The organism is Pseudomonas pudica (genome assembly GCF_015680405.1).
Classification (GTDB): Bacteria; Pseudomonadota; Gammaproteobacteria; order Pseudomonadales; family Pseudomonadaceae; genus Aquipseudomonas; species Aquipseudomonas pudica.
Window position 1 is genome coordinate 25222 of the sequence record NZ_JADLJS010000038.1, and the last position, 20795, is coordinate 46016.

Genomic DNA, 20795 nt, shown 5'->3' on the forward strand with positions numbered 1-20795 from the left:
TACCTTAACGCGCCTGCAGCTGTTTGCCGCGGGTTTCCGGCAGGCTCAGCGCGGCCACGATCACCACCCCATAGGACACGGCAGAGAACACGCCGATACCCAGGCCCAGCGGCACCTTCTGGCCGAGCACGCCGATCAGCAGCGGGAACAGTGCCGCGATAACCTTGCCGATGTTGTAGCAGAAGCCCTGCCCCGAACCGCGGATACGCGTGGGGAACAGTTCGGTGAGGAACGCGCCCATGCCGCTGAAGATGCCCGAGGCGAAGAAGCCCAGCGGGAAGCCCAGCCACAGCATCACGCCGTCACTGACCTGCATTTGCGTGTACAGCAGCACGATGACGAACGAGCCCACGGCGAACAGGATGAAGTTCTTCTTGCGCCCCAGCAGGTCGGACAGGTACGCACTGACCACATAGCCGACGTAGGAGCCGACGATCACCATGGCCAGGTAGCCACCGGTACCCAGCACGCTCAGGCCGCGCTCGTTCTTGAGGAAGGTCGGCAGCCACGAAGTAATGGCGTAGTAGCCGCCCAGTGCGCCAGTGGTCAGCAGGGACGCACGCACGGTGGTCCAGAGCATGCCCGGGGCGAAGATTTCATAGAACTGCGCAGGCGCCTCGGCGTTTTCCACCGCCTTGGCCTCGCGGTATACCTCGGGGTCCTTGACCAGGCGGCGGACGAAGATCACGAAGATCGCCGGTACCAGGCCCAGCAGGAACAGCGCGCGCCAGGCCTGCTCTGCCGGAAGCCAGGAGAACAACAGCGCATAGAGGATGGCGGTAAGGCCCCAGCCAAGGGCCCAGCCGGACTGCACCATGCCCACCGCCTTGCCACGGTCCTGGGCGCGGATCACCTCGCCGATCAGGACCGCGCCGGCGGTCCACTCACCGCCAAAGCCGAAGCCCATCAGGGTACGGGCGATCAGCAGCTGTTCGTAGTTCTGGGCGAACCCGCAGAGGAAGGTGAAGAAGGCAAACCACAACACCGTCAGTTGCAGGGTGCGCACGCGGCCAATGCGGTCGGAGAGAATGCCGGCCACCCAGCCACCCACGGCCGAGGCGATCAAGGTGCTGGTGTGGATCAACCCGGCTTCGGTGGTGGTGATGCCCCACAGCATGATCAGCGTCGGAATGACGAAGCTGAGCATCTGCGTGTCCATGCCGTCCAGGCCGTAGCCGATCTTGCAGCTCCAGAACGTCCGGCGCTGCTGTGAGTCGATGTCGCGATACCAGGCGAAGGGCCCGGACGAAGATGGGGAGCTGACCTGCTGCTGCACGCCGGTGGGGTTCATGCTTGCCTCGGCTTGTTGGTATTGTTTTATGGGCGACAATGAGTCGCGGCCTGGCTGCCATTGTTCAGAGACCGCGCCGTTTGCGTCCAACGAGAAAAACCGCCGGTCTGGAACAAGAAAAACTGATCATGAACCTTCGCTTCCTCGAAACCTTCGTCTGGGTCGCCCGGCTAAAGAGTTTCCGCCTGACCGCGGAAAAGCTGTTCACCACCCAGGCCTCGGTGTCCAGCCGCATTGCCGCGCTGGAGGCCGACCTGGGCGTGAAGCTGCTGCTGCGCGATTCACGCGGCGTCAGCCTGACCCCGGAAGGCGGCAAGGTACTGGAATATGCCGAGCGCATGCTGGAAACCGCCAAGGCCATGAAACAGTCGCTGGACAGCGACCGGGCCAAGGTCGGACGCATCCGTATCGGGGTGATGGACACGGTGATCCACACCTGGATGAGCGCGCTGGTGGCGGAGCTGACCGAGCGGTACCCGCAGGTGGAGATCGAACTGGTGGCCGACACTGCACTGAACCTTCGCGAGCAATTGCAGAAGGGCTTTCTCGACGTGATCTTGCAGACCGACCTGCTGCGCGAGCAGTCGATCCGCAGCCTGGACCTGGCGCGCTACCCGATGGGTTGGGTGGTGGCCGCCGGCTCGCACCAGCACCGCGACTACGCTTCACTGGCCGAGCTTGGGCGGGAACGCATCATCACCTTCTCGAAGAACTCGCGGCCGCACCAGGAAGTGCTGAGCCTGCTGTTGAGTGCCGGGGCCGAAACGCCGCGGCTGAACTGCGTGAACTCGGTGGCGGCGATTACCCGGCTGTTGCGCGACGGGTTTGGCATTGGGGCGTTGCCGCCGGCGCTGGTGGATGCCGAGTTGAGCCGGGGTGAGCTGGTGTTGCTGCAGGGGCTGCAACCGCCGCCGAGCCTGGAGTTGGTGGTGGCCTGGCAGACCGGGGTGGCGTTGGTGGATGAAGTGGTCGGGGTATGCCGGCAGGTGCTGGAGAGGTATGCGCGGGATGTGGGTGGGCAACGGATTGTGTTGGTCTGACAGATTTTCTTTGCCTTTGCCGGCCTCTTCGCGGGTGAACCCGCTCCCACATCTTGAGGGCTGCGCAGTACCTGTGGGAGCGGGTTCACCCGCGAAAAGGCCGCCACAGGCACAGCAAAGATCAGCGCCAGCTCTCTTTCACCGCCCCGCGCCGCCCGCCCAGGATCACCCAGCCAATCCCCAGCAACAGGCTTTCGACCACGAAGGCCAGCACAAAACCTGCACCAAGCCCCCAGGCAACCGCCTCGGGCGCCAGCAGGATCTGGTAGCTGTAGCCATTGAGGGTTTCTTCGCGCAACTGCGGGTCGGCCTGCATCAGCACGTGCCAGGTACGCTGCGCCCATGGCGCTTGCAGCGCCTGCCATTCGTTTTCCAGCAGTTCGTTGCGGATCATCAGGCTTTCGATGCTGTTGGCATCACTGTTGAACACCGGGTCGTCGCTGCTGCGGTAATGCCGCAGCAGCGCCTGCAGGTCGCCATTGAAGAAGCGTTCGGCGGTCTGCCGGAAGCCGTCGAGCGCTTCGCGTGACTCGAACAGGTGCGCCTCGACCCGCTGGCTGTAGTCCTTCACCAGCCCCGGGACCTGGATACCGGCCAGCAGGCCGAAGGTGAACAGCAGCAACCGCAGGTAACTTCTGAACATGCCGCGTCCTTAGCTCTGGCCGTGCGCCACGCACTCGCCGTGCCGCCACAGGGCCCACTGACCCGGCTCGTAGCGCTGCCAGGTCTCGTTCTCGGTCAAGGCCTCGGTGGCGATCACCGTGACCACGTCGTTGGGGGTAGTTTCGGTGTGAAAATCGACGATCAGGTCGACATCCTTCAAGCGCGCCGCACCAAAGGGTGCCCGGCGGGTAATGTGCACCAGCTTGGTCGAACAGAAGCAGAACAGCCAGTCGCCGTCGCTGAGCATGCAGTTGAACACGCCCTGGCCACGGTAGCCGGCACAGGCTTCGACCAGCACCGGCAGCAGCTGTTCCACGGGCACAGGCTCTGGGAAGGCGCTGCGGATGCGGTTGAGCAGGTCACAGAAGGCCGCCTCGCTGTCGGTGTCGCCCACCGGCCGGTAGAAACTGGCCTGGCCCTTGAAGTCGCCCAGCTGGCCGTTGTGCGCGAAGCACCAGTTGCGGCCCCACATTTCCCGCACGAAGGGGTGGGTGTTGGACAGGCATACCTTGCCGACGTTGGCCTGGCGGATATGGCCGATGACCACTTCACTCTTGATCGGGTAGCGCTGCACCAGGTTGGCCACTTCCGACTCGCTGCTCGCGGCCGGGTCCTGGAACAGGCGCAGGCCACGGCCTTCGTAGAAGCCGATGCCCCAGCCGTCACGGTGCGGGCCGGTGCGGCCACCGCGCTGCATCAGGCCGGTGAAGCTGAAGACGATGTCGGTAGGGACGTTGGCACTCATGCCCAGCAGTTCGCACATAGATGTCTCCGCTTACAGACGGGGCTCGACCCGGCCGCCGCCACGGAGGGTGGCAGAGGCGGCTGGAGGTGGCGCGTCACGGTAACGGTCGCGGCGCTCGGCGGCCAAGGGTGCCTGGGCGCCGAGTTGGTCATCTTCGGCAGCCTGGCGCTGGGCAGCGGCCTCCGCCCGCGCGCGGCGCTCGCGGGCGCGCTTTTCCAGCGGCAAGCGCACCAGTACGAAAAGGAAATACAGGGAAAAGGCCCCCATGCCGTACATGGCGAAGTCGGACACTGCGCGCCAGGCGTTGTTGCCAACCTTGAAGGCGACATCAAGGGCGGTGATGGCAATGGCCGGGGCGAAACTGTCCTTGACCGGGTCGACGATGGTCGGGGTCAGCAACAGCACTGCCAGCACCACTCGCAGCGGTTCGCGCAGCCAGCGCCACATCCAGCCGGTGAGCTTGAAGCCCACCATCAGGCAGCCCAGGGCGGCAACGGCATATAGGCCCCAGGCGAGGGTGTAGTCGTTCTCGGTCATGGTGTTCGTGCAAGCCAGGCAAAGAGATGCCTATGATAAACACTTTTCCGGGCGCAGACAGTGTTTGCCTGTACCGGCCTCTTAGCGGGTTTACCCGCGAAGAGGCCGGCACGGCAACCCCAATCAAGAGATCCTCAATGCCAACCAAGCCCCAACCCCCGATTGCCCACCAGGCCCAGGCCAGCGACCCGTACGCCTGGCTGCAACAGCGTGACACCCCCGAGGTGCTTGCCTACCTGCAAGCCGAGAACGCCTACCAGGAAGCCTGCCTGGCCAACCAGGCGCCACTGCGCGAACAACTGTTCGAAGAGATCAAGGGCCGCATCCTGGAAACCGACCTGTCGCTGCCGACGCCCTGGGGCCCCTACCTGTACTACACCCGTACCACCGCGGGCGACGAGTACCCGCGCCACTACCGCTGCCCGCGCCCGGCCGACGACTCCAACACGGTCGATGAAAGCCAGGAGCAACTGCTGCTCGACCCCAACGCCCTGGCCAATGGCGGTTTCCTGTCCCTCGGCGCGTTCAACGTCAGCCCCGACCACCGCCTGCTGGCCTATAGCCTGGACACCAGCGGCGACGAAATCTTCACCCTGTATGTGAAGGACCTGGCCAGTGGCAGCGTCACTACCCTGCCCTTCGACGATTGTGATGGCAGCCTGACCTGGGCCAACGACAGCCAGACCCTGTTCTTCGCCGAACTGGACGACACCCATCGCCCATGGCGCCTGCGTCGCCACACCCTGGGCAACGAAGGCGCGCAGACCGTGTTCGAGGAGCCCGACGGGCGCTTCTTCCTGCACTGCTACCGCACCAGTTCCGAACGCCAGCTGGTGCTGCTGCTCAACAGCAAGACCACCAGCGAAGCCTGGGTGCTGGACGCGGAAACCCCGCAGGCTCCGTTCACCTGCCTGGCGCCACGCGTCGAAGGTCACGAATATTTCCCCGACCACGGCCAGCTCGACGGCCAGTGGCGCTGGTTCATTCGCACCAACCAGGACGGCATCAACTTCGCCCTGTACCACGCCCCGGTCGCACCAGTGCCCAGCCGGGAGCAATGGCAGGTGCTGGTAGCGCACCGCGACGCGATCATGCTCGAAGGCCTGAGCCTGAATGCCGGCGCGCTGACCCTGAGCCTGCGCGAAGGCGGCCTGCCGATCATCGAGGTGCGCCCACAGGGCCTGGCGGCCTACCGCGTCGAACTGCCCGACGCGGCCTACAGCCTTTACGTGCAGGACAGCCTGGAGTTCGCCAGCCCATGCCTGCGCCTGCGCTACGAAGCACTCAACCGCCCGGCCCAGGTACGCCAGCTGGAGCTGGCCAGTGGTGCCCAGGCGGTGCTCAAGCAAACCCCGGTGCTGGGGCCGTTCGATGCAGATGACTATGTCAGCGAGCGCCTTTGGGCCACGGCAGCGGACGGCACCCGGGTGCCGATCAGCCTGGTGCGCCGCCGCCAGGACCTGGGCCAGACCGTGCCGCTTTACCTGTATGGCTACGGCGCCTATGGCGAAAGCCTCGACCCGTGGTTCTCGCACGCGCGCCTGAGCCTGCTAGAGCGCGGCGTGGCCTTTGCCATCGCTCATGTGCGTGGCGGCGGCGAACTGGGCGAAGCCTGGTACCGCGCCGGCAAGCAGGAGCACAAGCACAACACTTTCAGCGATTTCATCGCCTGTGCCGAGCACCTGATCGCCGAGGGTGTAACGGCTGCCGACCGCCTGGCCATCAGTGGCGGCAGCGCCGGTGGCCTGCTGATCGGCACGGTGCTCAACCTTCGCCCCGAGCTGTTCCGCTGTGCGATTGCCGAAGTGCCGTTCGTAGATGTGCTCAACACCATGCTCGACCCCGAGCTGCCGCTGACCGTGACCGAGTACGACGAATGGGGCAACCCTGAGGAGCCGGAGGTGTATGAGCGGATCAAGGCCTACGCACCGTACGAGAACGTGAAGGCACAGGCCTACCCGGCGATGCTTGTGGTGGCGGGCTACAACGACAGCCGCGTGCAGTACTGGGAAGCGGCCAAATGGGTGGCGCGGCTGCGCACGCGCAAGACCGACGACAACCTGCTGCTGCTCAAGACCGAGATGGGGGCTGGGCATGGCGGAATGAGCGGGCGGTATCAGGGGCTCAAGGATGTGGCTTTGGAATACGCGTTCGTGTTCGGCGAGCTAGGTATCGTTTGAGAAAACTGGGGGCGCTTTGCGCCCCTTTCGCGACACAAGGCCGCTCCTACAGGTACCGCGCATGCCCTGAATCCTGCGCGCTCCCACAGAAAACCGGGGCAGGCCGGCTGAATTCAATCATCCTGCACCGGCTGCTTCGGCGGGTCCTGGCGCAACCCCGGCAATGGCTGGTCCTTCGGCGGTCCGGGCACTGGCATCGGTGGCAGCAACGGCGCCCCCGGCTGGCTGTCATAGGCCTTGGGCGGTGTACTCGGGGTAATCTGCGGATATGGCGTAGGCGTCGGCGTACCCGGTGCACCGGGCACCGGCGTGCTCAGCCGGGGTGGCGTGCTGGCAGCTTCGGCCATGGGCAGGCCGGCCAACAACAGCGCAGCGAGGATCGCGCGAAACATCAGCAACCTCCTGTCGGGAACCTTCCTACAGGCTACGCCTAAATCACAGCTTTCGCCTGTCCGCCTGCCCCGCAAGCGCGCTAGACTCAGTGGCATAACCGTCATTTGCCAGATCAGAACAAAGGAAACACCATGAGCTCCACCTCTTCCGCCGCCGCTACCGCGCGCCTGGACCGCATCCTGGCCGATGCCAAGCGCGACAAGGAAATGGGCTACCGCGACAAGGCCCTGAAAATGTATCCGCACGTCTGCGGCCGCTGCGCCCGCGAGTTCTCTGGCAAGCGCCTGAGCGAGCTGACCGTGCACCACCGCGACCACAACCACGACAACAACCCGCAGGACGGCTCAAACTGGGAGTTGCTGTGCCTGTACTGCCACGACAACGAGCACTCGCGCTACACCGACCAGCAGTACTTCAGCGAAGGCTCCACCAGCACCCCGAGCATTGCCAAGGCCACCCACAACCCGTTCGCCGGGCTGGCGGGCATGCTGAAGAAAGACTGACCATCGATTCGCCCCCCGCTGCTACCGGGCAGCCCGTATAATCGCGCTTTTTTCGCGAAGGGCCCCGGTACGTGGCAAACAAACGATACAGCTGCATCGGTCTGTTCAACCCCAAGTCGGCAGAAAATGTCGGCTCGGTGATGCGCGCCGCGGGTTGCTACGGCGTCAATTCGGTGTTCTACACCGGCAAACGCTACGAGCGTGCCCGTGACTTCGTCACCGACACCAAGCGCGTGCACTACGACATCCCACTGATCGGCATCGACGACCTGCAGCGCATCATCCCGCTTGGCTGCACGCCGGTGGCAGTGGAGTTGGTGGAAGGTGCGCGGCCATTACCGGAGTACACCCACCCGGACCGGGCCATCTATATCTTCGGGCCGGAAGACGGCAGCCTCGGTGCCGATGTGCGGGCGTGGTGCGAAGAGACCATCTACATTCCGACCGAGGGCTGCATGAACCTGGCAGCGACGGTGAATGTGGTGCTGTATGACCGTATGGCCAAGGGGCTGAATACCCGTTCGGGGCCCAAGTTCAAATAGCCGACTGAACGATGACGGTGGCCAACAGGTCACCTGCATACACTTCAGACGGAGACCTTGCCATGCTTGATATCCATTCGGCTGCGACATCGCAGGACAAGAACGTTCATGGCCTGGAGCGCGCCAGTTCGCTGGCTGGCGGCGCGCTGATGGTCAGCAAGGGGCTGCGCCACGGCGGCCTGGTCGGGTTGTTGCAGATCGCAGTGGGCGGCCTGGCACTGGCTCGAGGCTTCAGCGGGCACTGTGCAACCAAGGCCTGGTGGCAGCGGCATCGGCAGGAATATCACCGCTTGCGTTCGGACATCGAGCGCAGCGCGGCGGAGCTGGAGGCATTGAAGGCGAGTGCCGACGCAGCGACGCGGGGGGTGACGGTGACCGGGAAGGATCCATTGGCCAATTGATTTTGCACTGCCTGTGCCGGCCCTTTCGCGGGTAAACCCGCTCCCACAGGGACGGCACCGTCTTGAGGGCAGTACATTACCTGTAGGAGCAGCCTTGTGCTGCGAAAGGGCCAGTATGATCAAAGAGGGCAACAATAAACCTGTGGGAGCGGGTTCACCCGCGAAGAGGCCGGTACGGGCGAAAGAGGTGCTCAGCGCAACGCCTTGCTCTGCAACACCTCGGAGCGCCGTCCCAGTACGTTTTCACTGATCTGTATGAAGTCTTCGGTGCTGACGCTGGGCAGACGCATCAGCCCGCGGGCAACATCGTCCAGCGAGCGTTTGGCCTGGGTGTGGATGCGGATTTCCTTGTCCAGCGCCTGCAGCAGCATCACCCCGCGCGCCACCTGCGCCGGGGTGGCATGCTCGCCTTTGAGGCGGGTGACCTTGGCGCCCTGCTTGCTCAGGCGCGCCTGCCAGGCCTGGTAACGGTCATCACTCACCCCGCCCGAACGGCGCAGCAACTCGCTGGCGTAGTAGTCAGTCAGGCTTTCCACCAGCCAGTCACTGCCATCACGCCCATGGATCTGCGCAAACAGTTGCACCACTTCGCGCAGCAGTGGGCTGCTGCCATTCTCGCTGACCATCGGCCGGGCACTGTGCAGGTACAACGAGCCCTGCGCGGCCATCGCCCCGCGCCACATGCCGTCGCGGGCACCGACCAACAGCAGCTTCGGCGGGTTGCGCGGGAATACCGCCTGCAATTGCGGCCAGACAAAAGTCAGCATGGTCAGGTTGTCCATGCGCCGCATACCCTGCCCAACCGGTGCGGCCACGGTCACCTCGGTTTCGCCAAGGCGGGCGCGGCGGCTGCCCAGGTCGCCGGCGAGCATCCAGCCGGTGGGACGGTCGAACAGACGCGAAACGTTGTCGATGCGGAACTTGTCCTTGCCGATGCGCGGCCAGGAGGTCTCGATGCTCCTCCAGCCCTCGGGCAGGTCGAACGCCAGACGCGCCACCAGCTCGGTGCCATCCTGCTGGTCGAGCCGTGCAGGCGGTACCAGCTGGTCGCCGAGGAACAGCGCCCAATGCGGGGTGATGCGCGACGAATAGGCGCCGCTGGCGCGTTTCTGGTCCAGCTGCACGCGGTAGCTGAGGCTGGTCTTGCCGGCCGCCGGTTGCCACACGCCGCGCTGGCCCTGCAGTTGCCATTGGCCATCAGCCTGGAAGCCGCTGTAGGCCCCGGCCTTGCCCAGGTCGAAGTCCAGGCTGCGCACGGCACTGCCTTCGGCCAAGGTGAGGCGGACCTCCGCCTGGCCACTGGCTGGCAACAGGCGCACCTGGTAGTCGAGGTCGACCTTTTTCGCCCAGGCGGGCGAGCTGGCCATCAGGCCTAACAGCAACAACAGCTGGCAACGCATACAGAAACTCCTTGTTTCCCCATGGCAGCGGGCCGCGCCGGTCAGCTGGCGCGGAAGATCAGGTGGTCTTCCCAGTCGTCTTCGTGCACTTCATGTTCACTGAGCATGCGCCCCGACTGGGAAATGCGCTGTTCATGGACCTGTTGGCGATCGCCGCAGACCAAATGGTGCCAGGCCGGCAGGTCCTTGCCCTCGCTGACCAGGCGGTAGCCGCAGGTGCTCGGCAGCCACTTGAACTGGTCGGCCTTGCCCGGGGTGAGCTGGATGCAGTCAGGTACCTGAGCGAAGCGGTTTGGGTAATCGCTGCACTGGCAGGTGTGCAGATCCAGCAGTTTGCAGGCGATGCGCGTGTAATAAACGCTGTTGTCGTCCTCGTCCTCGAGCTTTTGCAGGCAGCACAGGCCGCAGCCGTCACACAGCGACTCCCATTCTTGCGGGCTGAGTTGCTCAAGGGTCTTGCGCCGCCAGAACGGCGCGTTTTCAGCGATCATGACACGGTTTCCTGCATTCATCTTGGGGCCACGGCGCGCGGCGGCGCCAGTCTAGAGCCTGGCCTTCGGCAAAGCCAGACCGCTTGTCAGTCGCGAAGCGACGCAGTAGCGTGCGCGTTTCCCGTCCTTTTGCAGGAGCCGCCATGAGCGCCACCCCTCGCATTGCCGATTACGCCATCAACGAGCAGTTCATCAACCGCTGGTCGCCACGCGCCTTCACCGCCGAGCCGATCAGCGAAGAAACCCTGCTGAGCTTCCTCGAAGCTGCACGCTGGGCGCCGTCGGCGAACAACTCGCAACCTTGGCGCTTCCTCTATGCCCGCCGTGACACGCCGAACTGGGAGCGCTATCTGAACCTGCTGGTGCCGGCCAACCGCAGCTGGGCGCAACAAGCTTCGGCGCTGGTAGTGGTGATTTCCAAGACAACCTACGCCGCTCCGGGCGCCACGGAAGAAAGACCGGCACTGTGGCACACCTTCGACACCGGCTCCGCCTGGGGGCACCTGGCCCTGCAAGCCAGCATCAGCGGCTGGCATACCCATGGCATGGCCGGTTTCGACCAGGAACTGGCGCGTCAGGAGTTGAAGGTTCCTGAGGGTTACGTGCTGCATGCCATGGTGGCGATTGGCAAGCTGGGCGACAAGTCCAGCCTGAACGAAGCCCTGCAGGCGCGTGAAGTACCGAGCCCGCGCAAGCCACTGAGCGAGCTGGCTGCCGAGGGTGATTTCAGCCTGTGAGCCCTCATTGGCTGTAACGGCCTTTTCGCAGCACAAGGCTGCTGCCACAGCGTAGTGAAAGACCGCACACACCTGTAGGAGCAGCCTTGCGCTGCGAAGAGACCGGCACAAGCGCTACACAAATGGAATCTTTGGCATATTTCACCAGTCCTTACTTACAAGAGGCCAGCAGTCCGAGGCCCTTGACCCTCAACCACGCAAGGACTCCGTCATGACCACGATCCTCATCATCATCCTGATCCTTCTGCTGATTGGTGGCTTACCGGTCTTCCCGCACTCGCGCAGCTGGGGCTATGGCCCGTCCGGCATCATCGGCGTGGTGCTGGTGATCCTGTTGGTGCTGTTGTTATTGGGCATGATATGAACTGCCAACCGCCCGGCTACAGGCTTGCATCGAACACCACTGTCACGGCACCCGTATAAACCTGCCCAGGCTTCATTCGCTCGGCGCCCGACATGCCTTGTGGGAGCACATGGAAGTGCAGCAGGCCCCGGCAGAGTCCCGGCCCGTCGGCAGGCAGGTCGAATGCCAGCGCATGCTGCTCCCCTCCCAGCGACAGTGTCCGCCTGTTGACCGCGCTGCCACGATGCAAGGCTCCCGACAGGCTCACCGCCAGGTACAGTGGGGTTCGGTCACCATTGGCGGCCTGCAAGGGGCAGCCGACATTGGCCGATGATGAACAGGTCGCCCAGACTTTGAATGGGCCGCTGCTGGTCAGGGTGAAGGGAATGTCTTTTTCCAGCTTGCCCGGCAGGCCATGGCGCCCTGCGTACCGTTCCCAGCCTGGCCGCGGCTCCAGCACCACACGTTGTGCATCAGCGCCAAAGCGCACATCCAGGTCATGCAACACCTCCAGTTCGACATGAAAGGCCACCGAATCGGTATCCAGGGCTGTCACCGTCCTGTTCGAACCCAATCCGATATCCCTGTCAGGGCCCAGTGAATACTGGATTCGCCCGCGATACCTGCCGGCGGCAAGGCTTGCCGGATTGGGCATTTTCAAGCGATAGCCCAGTAGCAGATTTCTGACCCGGTAACGGCCAACATCGCCTGGCGGCAAGCCCACCCTGCAACCATTGGCGGGTACCGCCCAAAGTAATGGGTGCCCTGCCCCGGCGTTCAGCACTGCCTGACAACCGCTGCTCTGCAGGCCCGGCTGCAAGGGAAGCGACGGCCCGTCGCCCATTCGCGTCACCACCCCGCCAATGTGGGTGATCTCGATTTCCACGCGGGCCTGCTCTGCCGACCCTTCGCGGGTCAGATACAGAATACCCGGCTGGCTCGGTCGTGCGAAATGGAAGCCGTCAGCCTGTTCGCCATCAACCTGCTTTTCAAAGCTGGCCTCCAGTTGCACCAAGCCTTGCAACGGCTTGTCGCACAATGCAGCAACGCGGGCGCAGGCCGAGGAGGCCCGAGACGTCAGGTTCTCGAACTGCCGGGTTTCACCGCGGTAGCGAAGTGCAAGCGTGACATCGGCAGCCTGTGCGGCCTGGGCCGCGAGCAGGCCGAACGTGACCCACAAGGTCACTAGGGTTCGCTTCATCGCCTGCGCCTCTCAGGGGGCCTTGAACGTCAGGGCTTTGTGCGTTGCCCCCTCATGCAGGTCAAAGCGGTACTCCCACCCTGGCTGCTCGGCAAACTCACGCACGACCCCAGGGCGCAGGTGGTGCTTGACCGGCTCGCTGCAGCCCTGCCCGCCAGCCTGGCAATGGCGGAAGTTGTCGAGCAACACGGTCGCATTGCCTTCATTGCCCACCCTCAGTTGCCCGCCAGCCTGGCGCAGGGATGTCTGGTAGCGGGTATCGTTCGGTCGGGTGAACAGCAACGTGCCGTAGCCCGCCAGAAACTGCACGCCCGCACTGAGGGTTTCGCGGTACTGCTCGATCTGCGTTTCACTGAGTGCGAAACGGTCGTCCTTGTCCGGCAGCACAGGGATGAAGCGCAGGCGGAAATAGCGCTCCCTGTCGCGCTCGCCGCGGTACAGCAAGCGCACCGACTGCATTCCCTGCGCCGGAATGATCAACCGCGCCGGGCTGGCCACCACGCCGCGCTGTTCGAGCGGAAGGTGCTCGATTTCCACTTCCCTTGGCTTGCCCTGGCCGTCATACACCAGTTCCAGCACGCTGACCTTGACGAAGGCCGTGCTGTCACCGCGGTTGTAGATACGTTTGGCCAACGTGGTCTTGCCCGCTTCGAGGTAGTCGTAAAGCCCACCCACATTCAGCTGCGGCCCGGCCTGGGCCGTCAGCGGCAGCAGCGCCAATATCGTCAGCAACCTGAATAACTGCATTCTCAACCTCGTTCATCTATGGATTCAAACCGTGCATCTTCGGCCCGGCCTGCCTGGGGAGGCATGCAACGCTGGTCGCCCACCATCAGCACATCGTCTTCTCGCACGTGCTGTTCGGGGGACAGGTTCAACAAGCACGCCAAAGCGCCGGCCAGCTGTACTTCCAGGGTTGGCCGGGACTCGTTCATTTCCACCGTGAAATAGCCATCGGCCTCACTCACCGAGCGGCCGGCATCATTGATGACCCGTGCGCCACGAATCGCCTGGCCGTGGCCGTCGACCAGGCGGCCTAGTACGGTGACCGTCCGCAACACTTTCAACTGGCGGTATTCGACGCCGCCACGGTTGAGGTGGTAATCCATGCTCGTCGGCTGGATTTGCGCTGCGGGTGCCTGCCGGGCATCGAAATCGAACGTCACATGGCCTTCCTTGAATGCGCTCACCGGGATGACATTGCGCCCGGCATGCAGCTCGCTGCTGCTACCATGCTCGTCACTGGCGACCAGGGCCACGCCTTCAAGGTCGGTGTCGACATCGATGATCAACCCGGCTTGCTCAACCATGCCCTGCCCGCTCAACGTCAGCTGGCCGCCACCCATAGCGAGGGTGCTCTGGAGGTTCAGCCCGCCGCTGGCCTTGTTGTCGTAGGTGGAGGTCTGCGCAAACAGGTCGCCATCGAAGGCCTGGCCTTGCAGCCGGCCGTTGGCTGAAAAGCCGGTGCCGTAGCGGTCGACCATGGCTCCGCCGCCCAGGCTGTGCACGGGGCCAAGCTCTACGTCCTGTTGGTACCAGAGCGAGGCGTGCCGGTCAGTACCTTCGCCGTCGCGCCCTGCGCGGCTGCCAACATCGATGCCCGCCTGCCGGTCGGCAAGGGCCAGGCTCATGCTCACGCTCAGGTTGACCCCACGGCTACGCCGCCCTCTGTAGCGGCCGGCTTCAGGGCGGTCGAACAGCGACAGCCGGAAATTGCTGTCGCTGCCCAGCAGCTTGCCGTGGAACACCCAGCCAAGGTCGACGCCCAGGCCGCCGGACGCGCCGGCGGCATGCTCCAGGCGCAGGGTGGCGGAACTGCGTGAGGTAACCCGGTGGTTGAGCGAGACGCTGCTCTGGCTGCTCGTTTCCAGGCGCGACGCTTCGCCCCTGGCATAGGGGCGGCTTTCGAGCCACAGCTGGTGATGGCTGAGCAAGAGCGAGCCACGTGCGTAGGTGTGGGTCACCTGCAGGTCGTAGCCGCTGCCCCGCCCGTCGGTATGGTTGAGGTTGCCGTAAAGCCTCAGTTGCTCGGATGCATCCCAGTCCAGCGAGGTGCCATATTGGCGGGTGCCTTCCACCTGTTGGGCCGACAACCCAAGCACCGCGCTGGGGTGCAACAAATAGTTGCTCATGACACCGGCCGCCAGGCCGTCGGCCTGTGGCTCATCCCGGTTATCGAGCACGCTGGCCTGCCGGCCCAGGTACAGGTTGTAGCGCCAACGGCTATCGAGGTTCTGCCACTGGGCCGGCTTGTATATGAACGCTTCACTGCGGGAGGTTTCGCGGCCATCTTCGATCAGCCGTACCTGCACTTCGTAGATACCCCCCGGCAGCACCCGGGTATCCAGCGTCTGCAACCCAGGTTGCACCTGCTGGCTGTTGATCAACGAGCCGTTGCGGTAAATCTCCACCAGACCCGGTCGGTTGGGAGTTACATGGATGGGCACGGCACTGGCCTGGCCGTTATCCACCAACAGGCTATCGCTGCTGCCGAACATCACCCCAAGGGTGGTACGGGGGGCGTTACCCAGCATTGTGGGTTGGCGCACCAGCCCTTGGGCCTCTGGCATCACATACCCAAGCCGCCAGAAGTGCTCGTCCTGCAGGCGCTCGGCGTACAGCTGCGCCACACGGTGCGCATCCCTGCCCTGCCGCCCGTCGCTACGGTCAACCTGGGCATCTGCCAGCCCGGTCCAGCTACCCAGGCTGCCCTGCCCCATCAGGTTGATGCGCCCGCTGGTGCTGTTGCCATCGTTCACCACATTGAGCTGATTGCGCAGCAGAAGGCCCGCGCTGCCCTGCTCGGGTACGCGGTGATAACGGGACGCTTGCGCGGTTTTTTCGGCATTGCGGGTCAGCAACGACAGCTGAGAGTTGGCCAAGCTGTAATGCATGGTCTTGAGGCCGCCAGGGCAGTCATGTCGGCAATCGCCGAGCGCGCGCCCGGGTGCCAGGTACCCCTGCCACAGGCTACGCAGGTGCGCAGGCTCATGGCTATCCTGGGTATCGGTGAATTCCAGCAGTTGCACGCGGTTATCGCGGGTCAGGATCACCATGGCATCGCCCAGGTAGCGCCCATCCAGCTCTACGCGCACGGCCAGCGGCACATCAAAAAAATGGGCTTCGAATTCGGCTGGCAACCCTTCGACAGCGCTCAGGACAATAGCCGCATCGCTGTCACCCGCCCAGCTGTAGAACGGTGACAGGCAGGCGCAGAAGACCAGCCGACGACACACCTGTCGGCCGACTGCAAGCAAATTGAACATGATTCAAACCAGGGACCGGCCCCGGCTCCCTCGGTTAACCGAAGGGCCGAGGCGGTTGCGTGCTACGTGTCAGCGCGCACTGGGTGCGGCAGTTTCGAACAGGATGCTTACGGTGCCGCTGTAGGTACCGGCCACATAACCGTCATTCGGCTTGATGGCATCGATGGAAATGGGCAGCTCTTTGCCTTCTTTGGCGTCTGCGTCGCTCATGACCTCCACCGGGGTGAGTTGCAGCGATTTGTTGCCCACCTTTACATCCAGCGCAATAGTTTCACTCTCACTGCTGATAATGGCGGCTTGTTGCAACTTGGCTTCGATTGCGCCTACGGAGCTTTTGGCGTGAAACTTGTTGCTGAACGGTACGAATGCCTCTTTGTCAACTTGATAGTCCAGCTTTACGGGTTTATTCGCCCAACTGGCATCGGGCTCGACGGTAAACTCTACTGCCGGAACAACCGCCTCGACCGTAATATCTTTCCTGATAGGCTCGATTGCCAATGCCGAACTTGCGACAAATGCCAGGAACGGCACTGCCATGAAACGTGCTTTCATCTTGATAACTCCTATTTTACGTTGCAATACACCTGGCCCGCTGCAAAACTGCATCAGGGCGCTAAAACTTCAAACAGCAAGTTGAGGTCCGCGCTGTAACTCCCGGGTGTCAATCGCTGTCCGGTCGGTATGGCTCTTTCGGTCCACAATGCAACATTGAAGTCAGCCCAGCCTGATTCCTCCATCAACACCAGCGGCGTGCCGTCATCCGGCACCAGCCCACCTTCTCCACGCGGCCCGGAAACGGCCACGAACATATCCAGTTCTTCATTGACCTGATTGTTTTCGTCAACGAGTCTGAAGTTGCCCGTTTGCCTGACCTGGACGCCCCCCACCGTGCTCCTGATATCCAGATCACGGGAGTACTCACGGAAGTCGTCGGCTTCCGGCATGTAGGTCAGGCGTGTTCTTTCCGGCCAGTGGCCAATCGGGTCTACCCGAAATTCGGCGGCCGTCACGGTGGCCGAGACCTTCACATCGTGGTTGACAGCGCTCATTGCGAACGCTGGCGTCAATGTCATCGCCCACAGCGGCGCAACGAGCTTGAACATCTTCATGGCCAAGGTCTCCCGACTCATAGTGGTGGTTCGGTTTCAAAAACCAGCTCTACCTGTGCGGTATAAGTACCCGGTCGGGCGACCCAGTTAATCAGTGTCATGGGCCTGAAGTAGAAGTCCACTTCCTTGCCAACCGCGGCCTCTGCCGCAGGCAGTACCTGAACAGATGAGCCGTCGTCCGGAAGTTTTTTGCCATTTATCGACATGATGTAGCGCAGGCCAACCGACTTGCCGTTGTCATCCAGGAACTCTGGGGTTTTGCCTGCGTATTTGACGGTAACTGCCCCATTCGGGCTTTTGAGGAAGGCAGTATGTTTAACCGGAGGAAAGTGTTGGGAATCTTTCTTGAATTGCAGCTTTACCGGTGAATTTCCCCACTCGCCGATTGGCTTGTATTCGAACGCCGGCGCAGCCACTACGGCATTGACCGCAATATCTAAATGCTTGGGCTCCAACGCGATGGCGTAACTGCTGGCAACTGTCAGCGCAGACGCCAGCAAAACTCGTATGTTCACGCAGTCCTCCTGAAAACCGGAAAGCCGCCACGGATTCGGTAGCGGTAGGGTTTATTCTTTAATTCGGAGGAATTATTTGCGCCAATGCGGGGTGGTTGATGTAGGGGTTTACTGAATGAAACTGGGCAATTTCGCTAGACGATTGCCCGCCCTGCAAGGGGGCGCCCCCCCCTAAAAAAAAACACCCCGCCAAGGCGAGGTGTTTTCATGCAAGGCAGTTTGCGCTGCCTGAATATCGCTTAGTGAGACACGGCCCCACTGGCACCCAGGCCAGTCTGCGAACGCACGAACTGCGGGAAGAACAGCGCACGTTCGTCTTCGGCAGCCTTGGACTTGTCGGTGACCGAGAAGAACCAGATACCGACGAAAGCGATCAGCATCGAGAACAGCGCTGGGTACTCGTACGGGTAGATCGGCTTCTCGTGGCCGAGGATCTGCACCCAGATGGTCGGGCCGAGGATCATCAGTGTCACCGCACTCACCAGGCCCAGCCAGCCGCCGATCATGGCACCGCGAGTGGTCAGCTTCTTCCAGTACATCGAGAGCAGCAGTACCGGGAAGTTGCAGCTGGCCGCGATGGAGAACGCCAGGCCGACCATGAAGGCGATGTTCTGCTTCTCGAACAGGATGCCCAGGCCGATCGCCAGTACGCCCAGGGCAACGGTGGTGATCTTCGACACGCGGATCTCGTCCTTGTCGTTGGCCTTGCCCTTGCGCCATACACTGGCGTACAGGTCGTGGGACACCGCTGAGGCACCAGCCAGGGTCAGGCCGGCAACCACCGCCAGGATGGTGGCGAAGGCAACAGCCGAGATGAAGCCGAGGAACACGCTGCCACCCACGGCGTTGGCCAGGTGTACTGCTGCCATGTTGTTGCCACCCAGCAGGGCGCCAGCGGCGTCCTTGAAGTCCGGGTTGGTGCTGACCAGCAGGATGGCGCCAAAGCCGATGATGAAGGTGAGGATGTAGAAGTAGCCGATGAAGCCGGTGGCATACAGCACGCTCTTGCGCGCTTCCTTGGCGTCACTGACGGTGAAGAAGCGCATCAGGATGTGCGGCAGGCCGGCGGTACCGAACATCAGCGCCAGGCCCAGCGAGAACGCCGAGATCGGGTCCTTGACCAGGCCGCCCGGGCTCATGATCGCCTCGCCCTTGGCGTGCACCTTGATCGCTTCGGAGAACAGGGTGTTGAAGTCGAAGCCCACGTGCTTCATCACCATCAGCGCCATGAAGCTGGCACCGGACAGCAGCAGCACGGCCTTGATGATCTGTACCCAGGTGGTGGCCAGCATGCCGCCGAACAGCACGTACAGGCACATCAGGATACCCACCAGGATCACGGCCACGTGGTAGTCCAGGCCGAACAGCAGCTCGATCAGCTTGCCGGCACCGACCATCTGCGCGATCAGGTAGAACGCCACCACCACCAGCGAACCGGAGGCCGACAGGGTGCGGATTTCCTTCTGCCCGAGGCGGTACGAGGCCACGTCGGCGAAGGTGTACTTGCCCAGGTTGCGCAGACGTTCGGCGATCAGGAAAAGGATGATCGGCCAGCCGACCAGGAAGCCGATCGAGTAGATCAGGCCGTCGTAGCCAGAGGTGAACACGAGTGCGGAAATACCCAGGAACGAGGCGGCCGACATGTAGTCACCGGCAATTGCCAGGCCGTTCTGGAAGCCGGTGATCTTGCCACCGGCGGCGTAGTAGTCCGACGCCGACTTGTTGCGCTTGGAGGCCCAGTAGGTGATGCCGAGGGTGAAAGCGACGAAGGCCACGAACATGGCGATCGCGGAAACGTTCAGCGGTTGCTTCTGCACCTCGCCGGTCAGGGCATCGGCGGCCCACACGGCGGGTGCGAAGGCTCCGCAGGCCAGTACGGCCAGGGCTTTGGCGTGGCGAATCATTGTTGCGCCTCCTTCAGGATGGCCTTGTTCAGCTCATCGAATTCGCCGTTGGCGCGGCGGACGTAGATGGCGGTCAGGACGAATGCCGAGACGATCAGACCGACGCCCAGGGGAATGCCCCAGGTAATCGATGACTCAGGGCTGAGCTTGGTGCCCAGGATCTGAGGACCGTAGGCGATCAGGAGGATGAAGGCGCAGTACAGGCCGAGCATGATCGCCGAGAGAATCCAGGCGAACCGTTCGCGTTTGGTGACCAGCTCCTTGAAGCGGGGGCTGTTTTGTATCGAGAGGTAAATGCTGTCGTTCATTGTTTTTGTCCTAGCAGCACAGATAGGGGTGGAACCCACGACCCTTACTTTATGCGGCTATCGGACGCCAACCAGACGACCTTAGTCTTAGATGCAACGGTGTTTTACCGATTGCGTAACAAAGTGATGGCCCATTCGCGGGCACGCCCGCTCCCACAGGAACTGCACCAGCTTCAAGGGCAGCGAAAATCCTGTGGGAGCGGGCGTGCCCGCGAAACAGCAAAACTGGCCCTGACAGGTTGTTACTTGCCAGTCCACTCCTTCACGCGGTCAGGGTGCTTGGCCACCCAGTCCTTGGCCGCCGCTTCAGGCTTGGCGCCTTCCTGGATAGCCAGCATCACTTCGCCAATCTCGTCCTTCGACTGCCAGCTGAACTTCTTCAGGAACTCCGCCACTTCCGGGGCCTTGGTCGCCAGTTCCTTGCTGCCGATGCTGTTAACGGTTTCCGCAGCGCCATACACGCCTTTCGGGTCTTCGAGGAACTTCAGTTTCCACTTGGCGAACATCCAGTGCGGTACCCAGCCGGTCACCGCGATCGACTGCTGCTTGGCATAGGCACGGCCCAGTTCCGCAGTCATCGCCGCGCCAGAGCTGGCCTGCAGCTTGTAACCGGTCAGGTCGTAGTCCTTGATGGCCTGGTCGGTCTTGAGCATCACGCCGGAGCCGGCGTCGATGCCGACGATTTTCTGCTTGAAGGTGTCGTCGGTCTTGAGGTCGGCGATGCTCACTGCCTTGACGTACTCGGGGACGATGAGGCCGATCTTGGCGTCCTTGAAGTTCGGGCCGTAGTCGACCACGTTATCCTTGTTCTTGGCCCAGTACTCGCCATGGGTCACCGGCAACCAGGCCGACAACATGGCATCGAGCTTGCCGGTTGCCACGCCCTGCCACATGATCCCGGTGGCCACGGCCTGCAACTTCACGTCGTAGCCGAGCTTCTGCTTGATCACTTCGGCGGCCACGTTGGTGGTCGCAACGCTGTCAGCCCAACCGTCCACGTAGCCAATGCTGACTTCTTTGGCCATTGCCTGTGCCGCACTCATGGCCAGTACCATGGCGGTGCCCACACCCAGGAAACGTCGCATTCTTGTAATAGCAGCCATCAAAGCATCCCCTCGTCAGGTCTCGGAATTTGCATCATCGTCCTGCAACAATAGTCGACCTGCTCCAGCTACGACCTGTAGCCGCCCCATATGCGACAGCACTATGCCATTAGCGCCATCAGC

Annotated in this window: 23 protein-coding genes; 7 read left to right on the forward strand and 16 right to left on the reverse strand. The window is 62.9% G+C overall.

Annotation, left to right across the window (positions count from 1 at the left end):
- Positions 1-4: 4 nt before the first annotated feature.
- Positions 5-1291, reverse strand: coding sequence for an MFS transporter (locus tag IRZ77_RS21125; RefSeq protein ID WP_013973753.1), 1287 nt, complete (start codon positions 1289-1291; stop codon positions 5-7).
- A gap of 128 nt (positions 1292-1419) precedes the next feature.
- On the opposite strand from IRZ77_RS21125, the gene IRZ77_RS21130 reads away from it, so the two are divergent.
- Positions 1420-2331 (forward strand): LysR family transcriptional regulator, encoded by a 912-nt coding sequence (locus tag IRZ77_RS21130; protein ID WP_015271343.1) that lies wholly within the window; start codon positions 1420-1422, stop codon positions 2329-2331.
- 121 nt (positions 2332-2452) lie between these two features.
- Here IRZ77_RS21130 and IRZ77_RS21135 read toward each other — a convergent pair whose 3' ends face one another.
- From IRZ77_RS21135 to IRZ77_RS21145, 3 genes are read right to left on the reverse strand one after another with little or no spacing between them, the layout of a single operon-like run.
- Positions 2453-2974, reverse strand: a complete 522-nt coding sequence (locus IRZ77_RS21135) for a DUF2937 family protein (protein WP_046616460.1) — start codon at positions 2972-2974, stop codon at positions 2453-2455.
- A gap of 9 nt (positions 2975-2983) precedes the next feature.
- Positions 2984-3757, reverse strand: coding sequence for a class II glutamine amidotransferase (locus tag IRZ77_RS21140; protein ID WP_013973756.1), 774 nt, complete (start codon positions 3755-3757; stop codon positions 2984-2986).
- A gap of 12 nt (positions 3758-3769) precedes the next feature.
- Positions 3770-4276 carry an MFS transporter gene (locus IRZ77_RS21145; RefSeq protein WP_108481473.1) on the reverse strand — a complete coding sequence of 169 codons (507 nt, stop codon included), beginning with the start codon at positions 4274-4276 and terminating at the stop codon, positions 3770-3772.
- 137 nt (positions 4277-4413) lie between these two features.
- On the opposite strand from IRZ77_RS21145, the gene IRZ77_RS21150 reads away from it, so the two are divergent.
- Positions 4414-6456 (forward strand): S9 family peptidase, encoded by a 2043-nt coding sequence (locus tag IRZ77_RS21150; protein WP_196174357.1) that lies wholly within the window; start codon positions 4414-4416, stop codon positions 6454-6456.
- Positions 6457-6569: 113 nt separating this feature from the next.
- Here IRZ77_RS21150 and IRZ77_RS21155 read toward each other — a convergent pair whose 3' ends face one another.
- Entirely contained in the window at positions 6570-6848 is a 279-nt protein-coding gene (locus IRZ77_RS21155) for a hypothetical protein (protein WP_046616463.1), read from the reverse strand.
- A 132-nt stretch (positions 6849-6980) separates the two neighbouring features.
- On the opposite strand from IRZ77_RS21155, the gene IRZ77_RS21160 reads away from it, so the two are divergent.
- The 3 genes from IRZ77_RS21160 (at position 6981) to IRZ77_RS21170 (ending at position 8295) form a co-directional block, all read left to right on the forward strand.
- Positions 6981-7352 carry a YajD family HNH nuclease gene (locus IRZ77_RS21160; protein WP_003259546.1) on the forward strand — a complete coding sequence of 124 codons (372 nt, stop codon included), beginning with the start codon at positions 6981-6983 and terminating at the stop codon, positions 7350-7352.
- A 71-nt stretch (positions 7353-7423) separates the two neighbouring features.
- The gene (locus IRZ77_RS21165; RefSeq protein WP_046616464.1) at positions 7424-7894 is read left to right on the forward strand and encodes an RNA methyltransferase; all 471 of its coding nucleotides are present in this window, start codon (positions 7424-7426) and stop codon (positions 7892-7894) included.
- Positions 7895-7956: 62 nt separating this feature from the next.
- On the forward strand, positions 7957-8295 hold the full coding sequence (locus tag IRZ77_RS21170; protein WP_046616465.1) for a YgaP family membrane protein: 339 nt from the start codon (positions 7957-7959) through the stop codon (positions 8293-8295).
- Positions 8296-8486: 191 nt separating this feature from the next.
- On the opposite strand, the gene IRZ77_RS21175 is transcribed toward IRZ77_RS21170, so the two are convergent.
- Positions 8487-9695: a hypothetical protein gene (locus tag IRZ77_RS21175; RefSeq protein WP_085601780.1), complete on the reverse strand. Its 1209-nt coding sequence runs from the start codon at positions 9693-9695 to the stop codon at positions 8487-8489.
- A 41-nt stretch (positions 9696-9736) separates the two neighbouring features.
- On the reverse strand, positions 9737-10186 hold the full coding sequence (locus tag IRZ77_RS21180; RefSeq protein WP_085601781.1) for a YcgN family cysteine cluster protein: 450 nt from the start codon (positions 10184-10186) through the stop codon (positions 9737-9739).
- A 143-nt stretch (positions 10187-10329) separates the two neighbouring features.
- On the opposite strand from IRZ77_RS21180, the gene IRZ77_RS21185 reads away from it, so the two are divergent.
- Positions 10330-10923, forward strand: a complete 594-nt coding sequence (locus IRZ77_RS21185) for a nitroreductase family protein (protein WP_085601782.1) — start codon at positions 10330-10332, stop codon at positions 10921-10923.
- Positions 10924-11134: 211 nt separating this feature from the next.
- Positions 11135-11287, forward strand: coding sequence for a DUF3309 family protein (locus IRZ77_RS21190; protein WP_003252624.1), 153 nt, complete (start codon positions 11135-11137; stop codon positions 11285-11287).
- Positions 11288-11303: 16 nt separating this feature from the next.
- Here IRZ77_RS21190 and IRZ77_RS21195 read toward each other — a convergent pair whose 3' ends face one another.
- From IRZ77_RS21195 to IRZ77_RS21235, 9 genes are all read right to left on the reverse strand, one after another.
- On the reverse strand, positions 11304-12467 hold the full coding sequence (locus tag IRZ77_RS21195) for a hypothetical protein (RefSeq protein WP_196174359.1): 1164 nt from the start codon (positions 12465-12467) through the stop codon (positions 11304-11306).
- A gap of 12 nt (positions 12468-12479) precedes the next feature.
- On the reverse strand, positions 12480-13214 hold the full coding sequence (locus IRZ77_RS21200; RefSeq protein WP_085601784.1) for a pilus assembly protein: 735 nt from the start codon (positions 13212-13214) through the stop codon (positions 12480-12482).
- 2 nt (positions 13215-13216) lie between these two features.
- Positions 13217-15733 carry a TcfC E-set like domain-containing protein gene (locus IRZ77_RS21205; protein WP_108481470.1) on the reverse strand — a complete coding sequence of 839 codons (2517 nt, stop codon included), beginning with the start codon at positions 15731-15733 and terminating at the stop codon, positions 13217-13219.
- Between the two features lie 69 nt (positions 15734-15802).
- Entirely contained in the window at positions 15803-16285 is a 483-nt protein-coding gene (locus tag IRZ77_RS21210) for a CS1 type fimbrial major subunit (RefSeq protein WP_181381650.1), read from the reverse strand.
- 53 nt (positions 16286-16338) lie between these two features.
- Positions 16339-16842, reverse strand: coding sequence for a CS1 type fimbrial major subunit (locus tag IRZ77_RS21215; protein WP_135001718.1), 504 nt, complete (start codon positions 16840-16842; stop codon positions 16339-16341).
- A 17-nt stretch (positions 16843-16859) separates the two neighbouring features.
- Positions 16860-17357, reverse strand: coding sequence for a hypothetical protein (locus IRZ77_RS21220; RefSeq protein ID WP_085601788.1), 498 nt, complete (start codon positions 17355-17357; stop codon positions 16860-16862).
- A 239-nt stretch (positions 17358-17596) separates the two neighbouring features.
- Entirely contained in the window at positions 17597-19261 is a 1665-nt protein-coding gene (locus tag IRZ77_RS21225; RefSeq protein ID WP_013971432.1) for a cation acetate symporter, read from the reverse strand.
- Positions 19258-19569, reverse strand: coding sequence for a DUF485 domain-containing protein (locus IRZ77_RS21230; RefSeq protein ID WP_003260090.1), 312 nt, complete (start codon positions 19567-19569; stop codon positions 19258-19260). The genes IRZ77_RS21225 and IRZ77_RS21230 overlap by 4 nt, the downstream gene beginning before the upstream one ends.
- Before the next feature lie 242 nt (positions 19570-19811).
- Positions 19812-20672: a glycine betaine ABC transporter substrate-binding protein gene (locus tag IRZ77_RS21235; protein ID WP_046616715.1), complete on the reverse strand. Its 861-nt coding sequence runs from the start codon at positions 20670-20672 to the stop codon at positions 19812-19814.
- Positions 20673-20795: the final 123 nt, after the last annotated feature.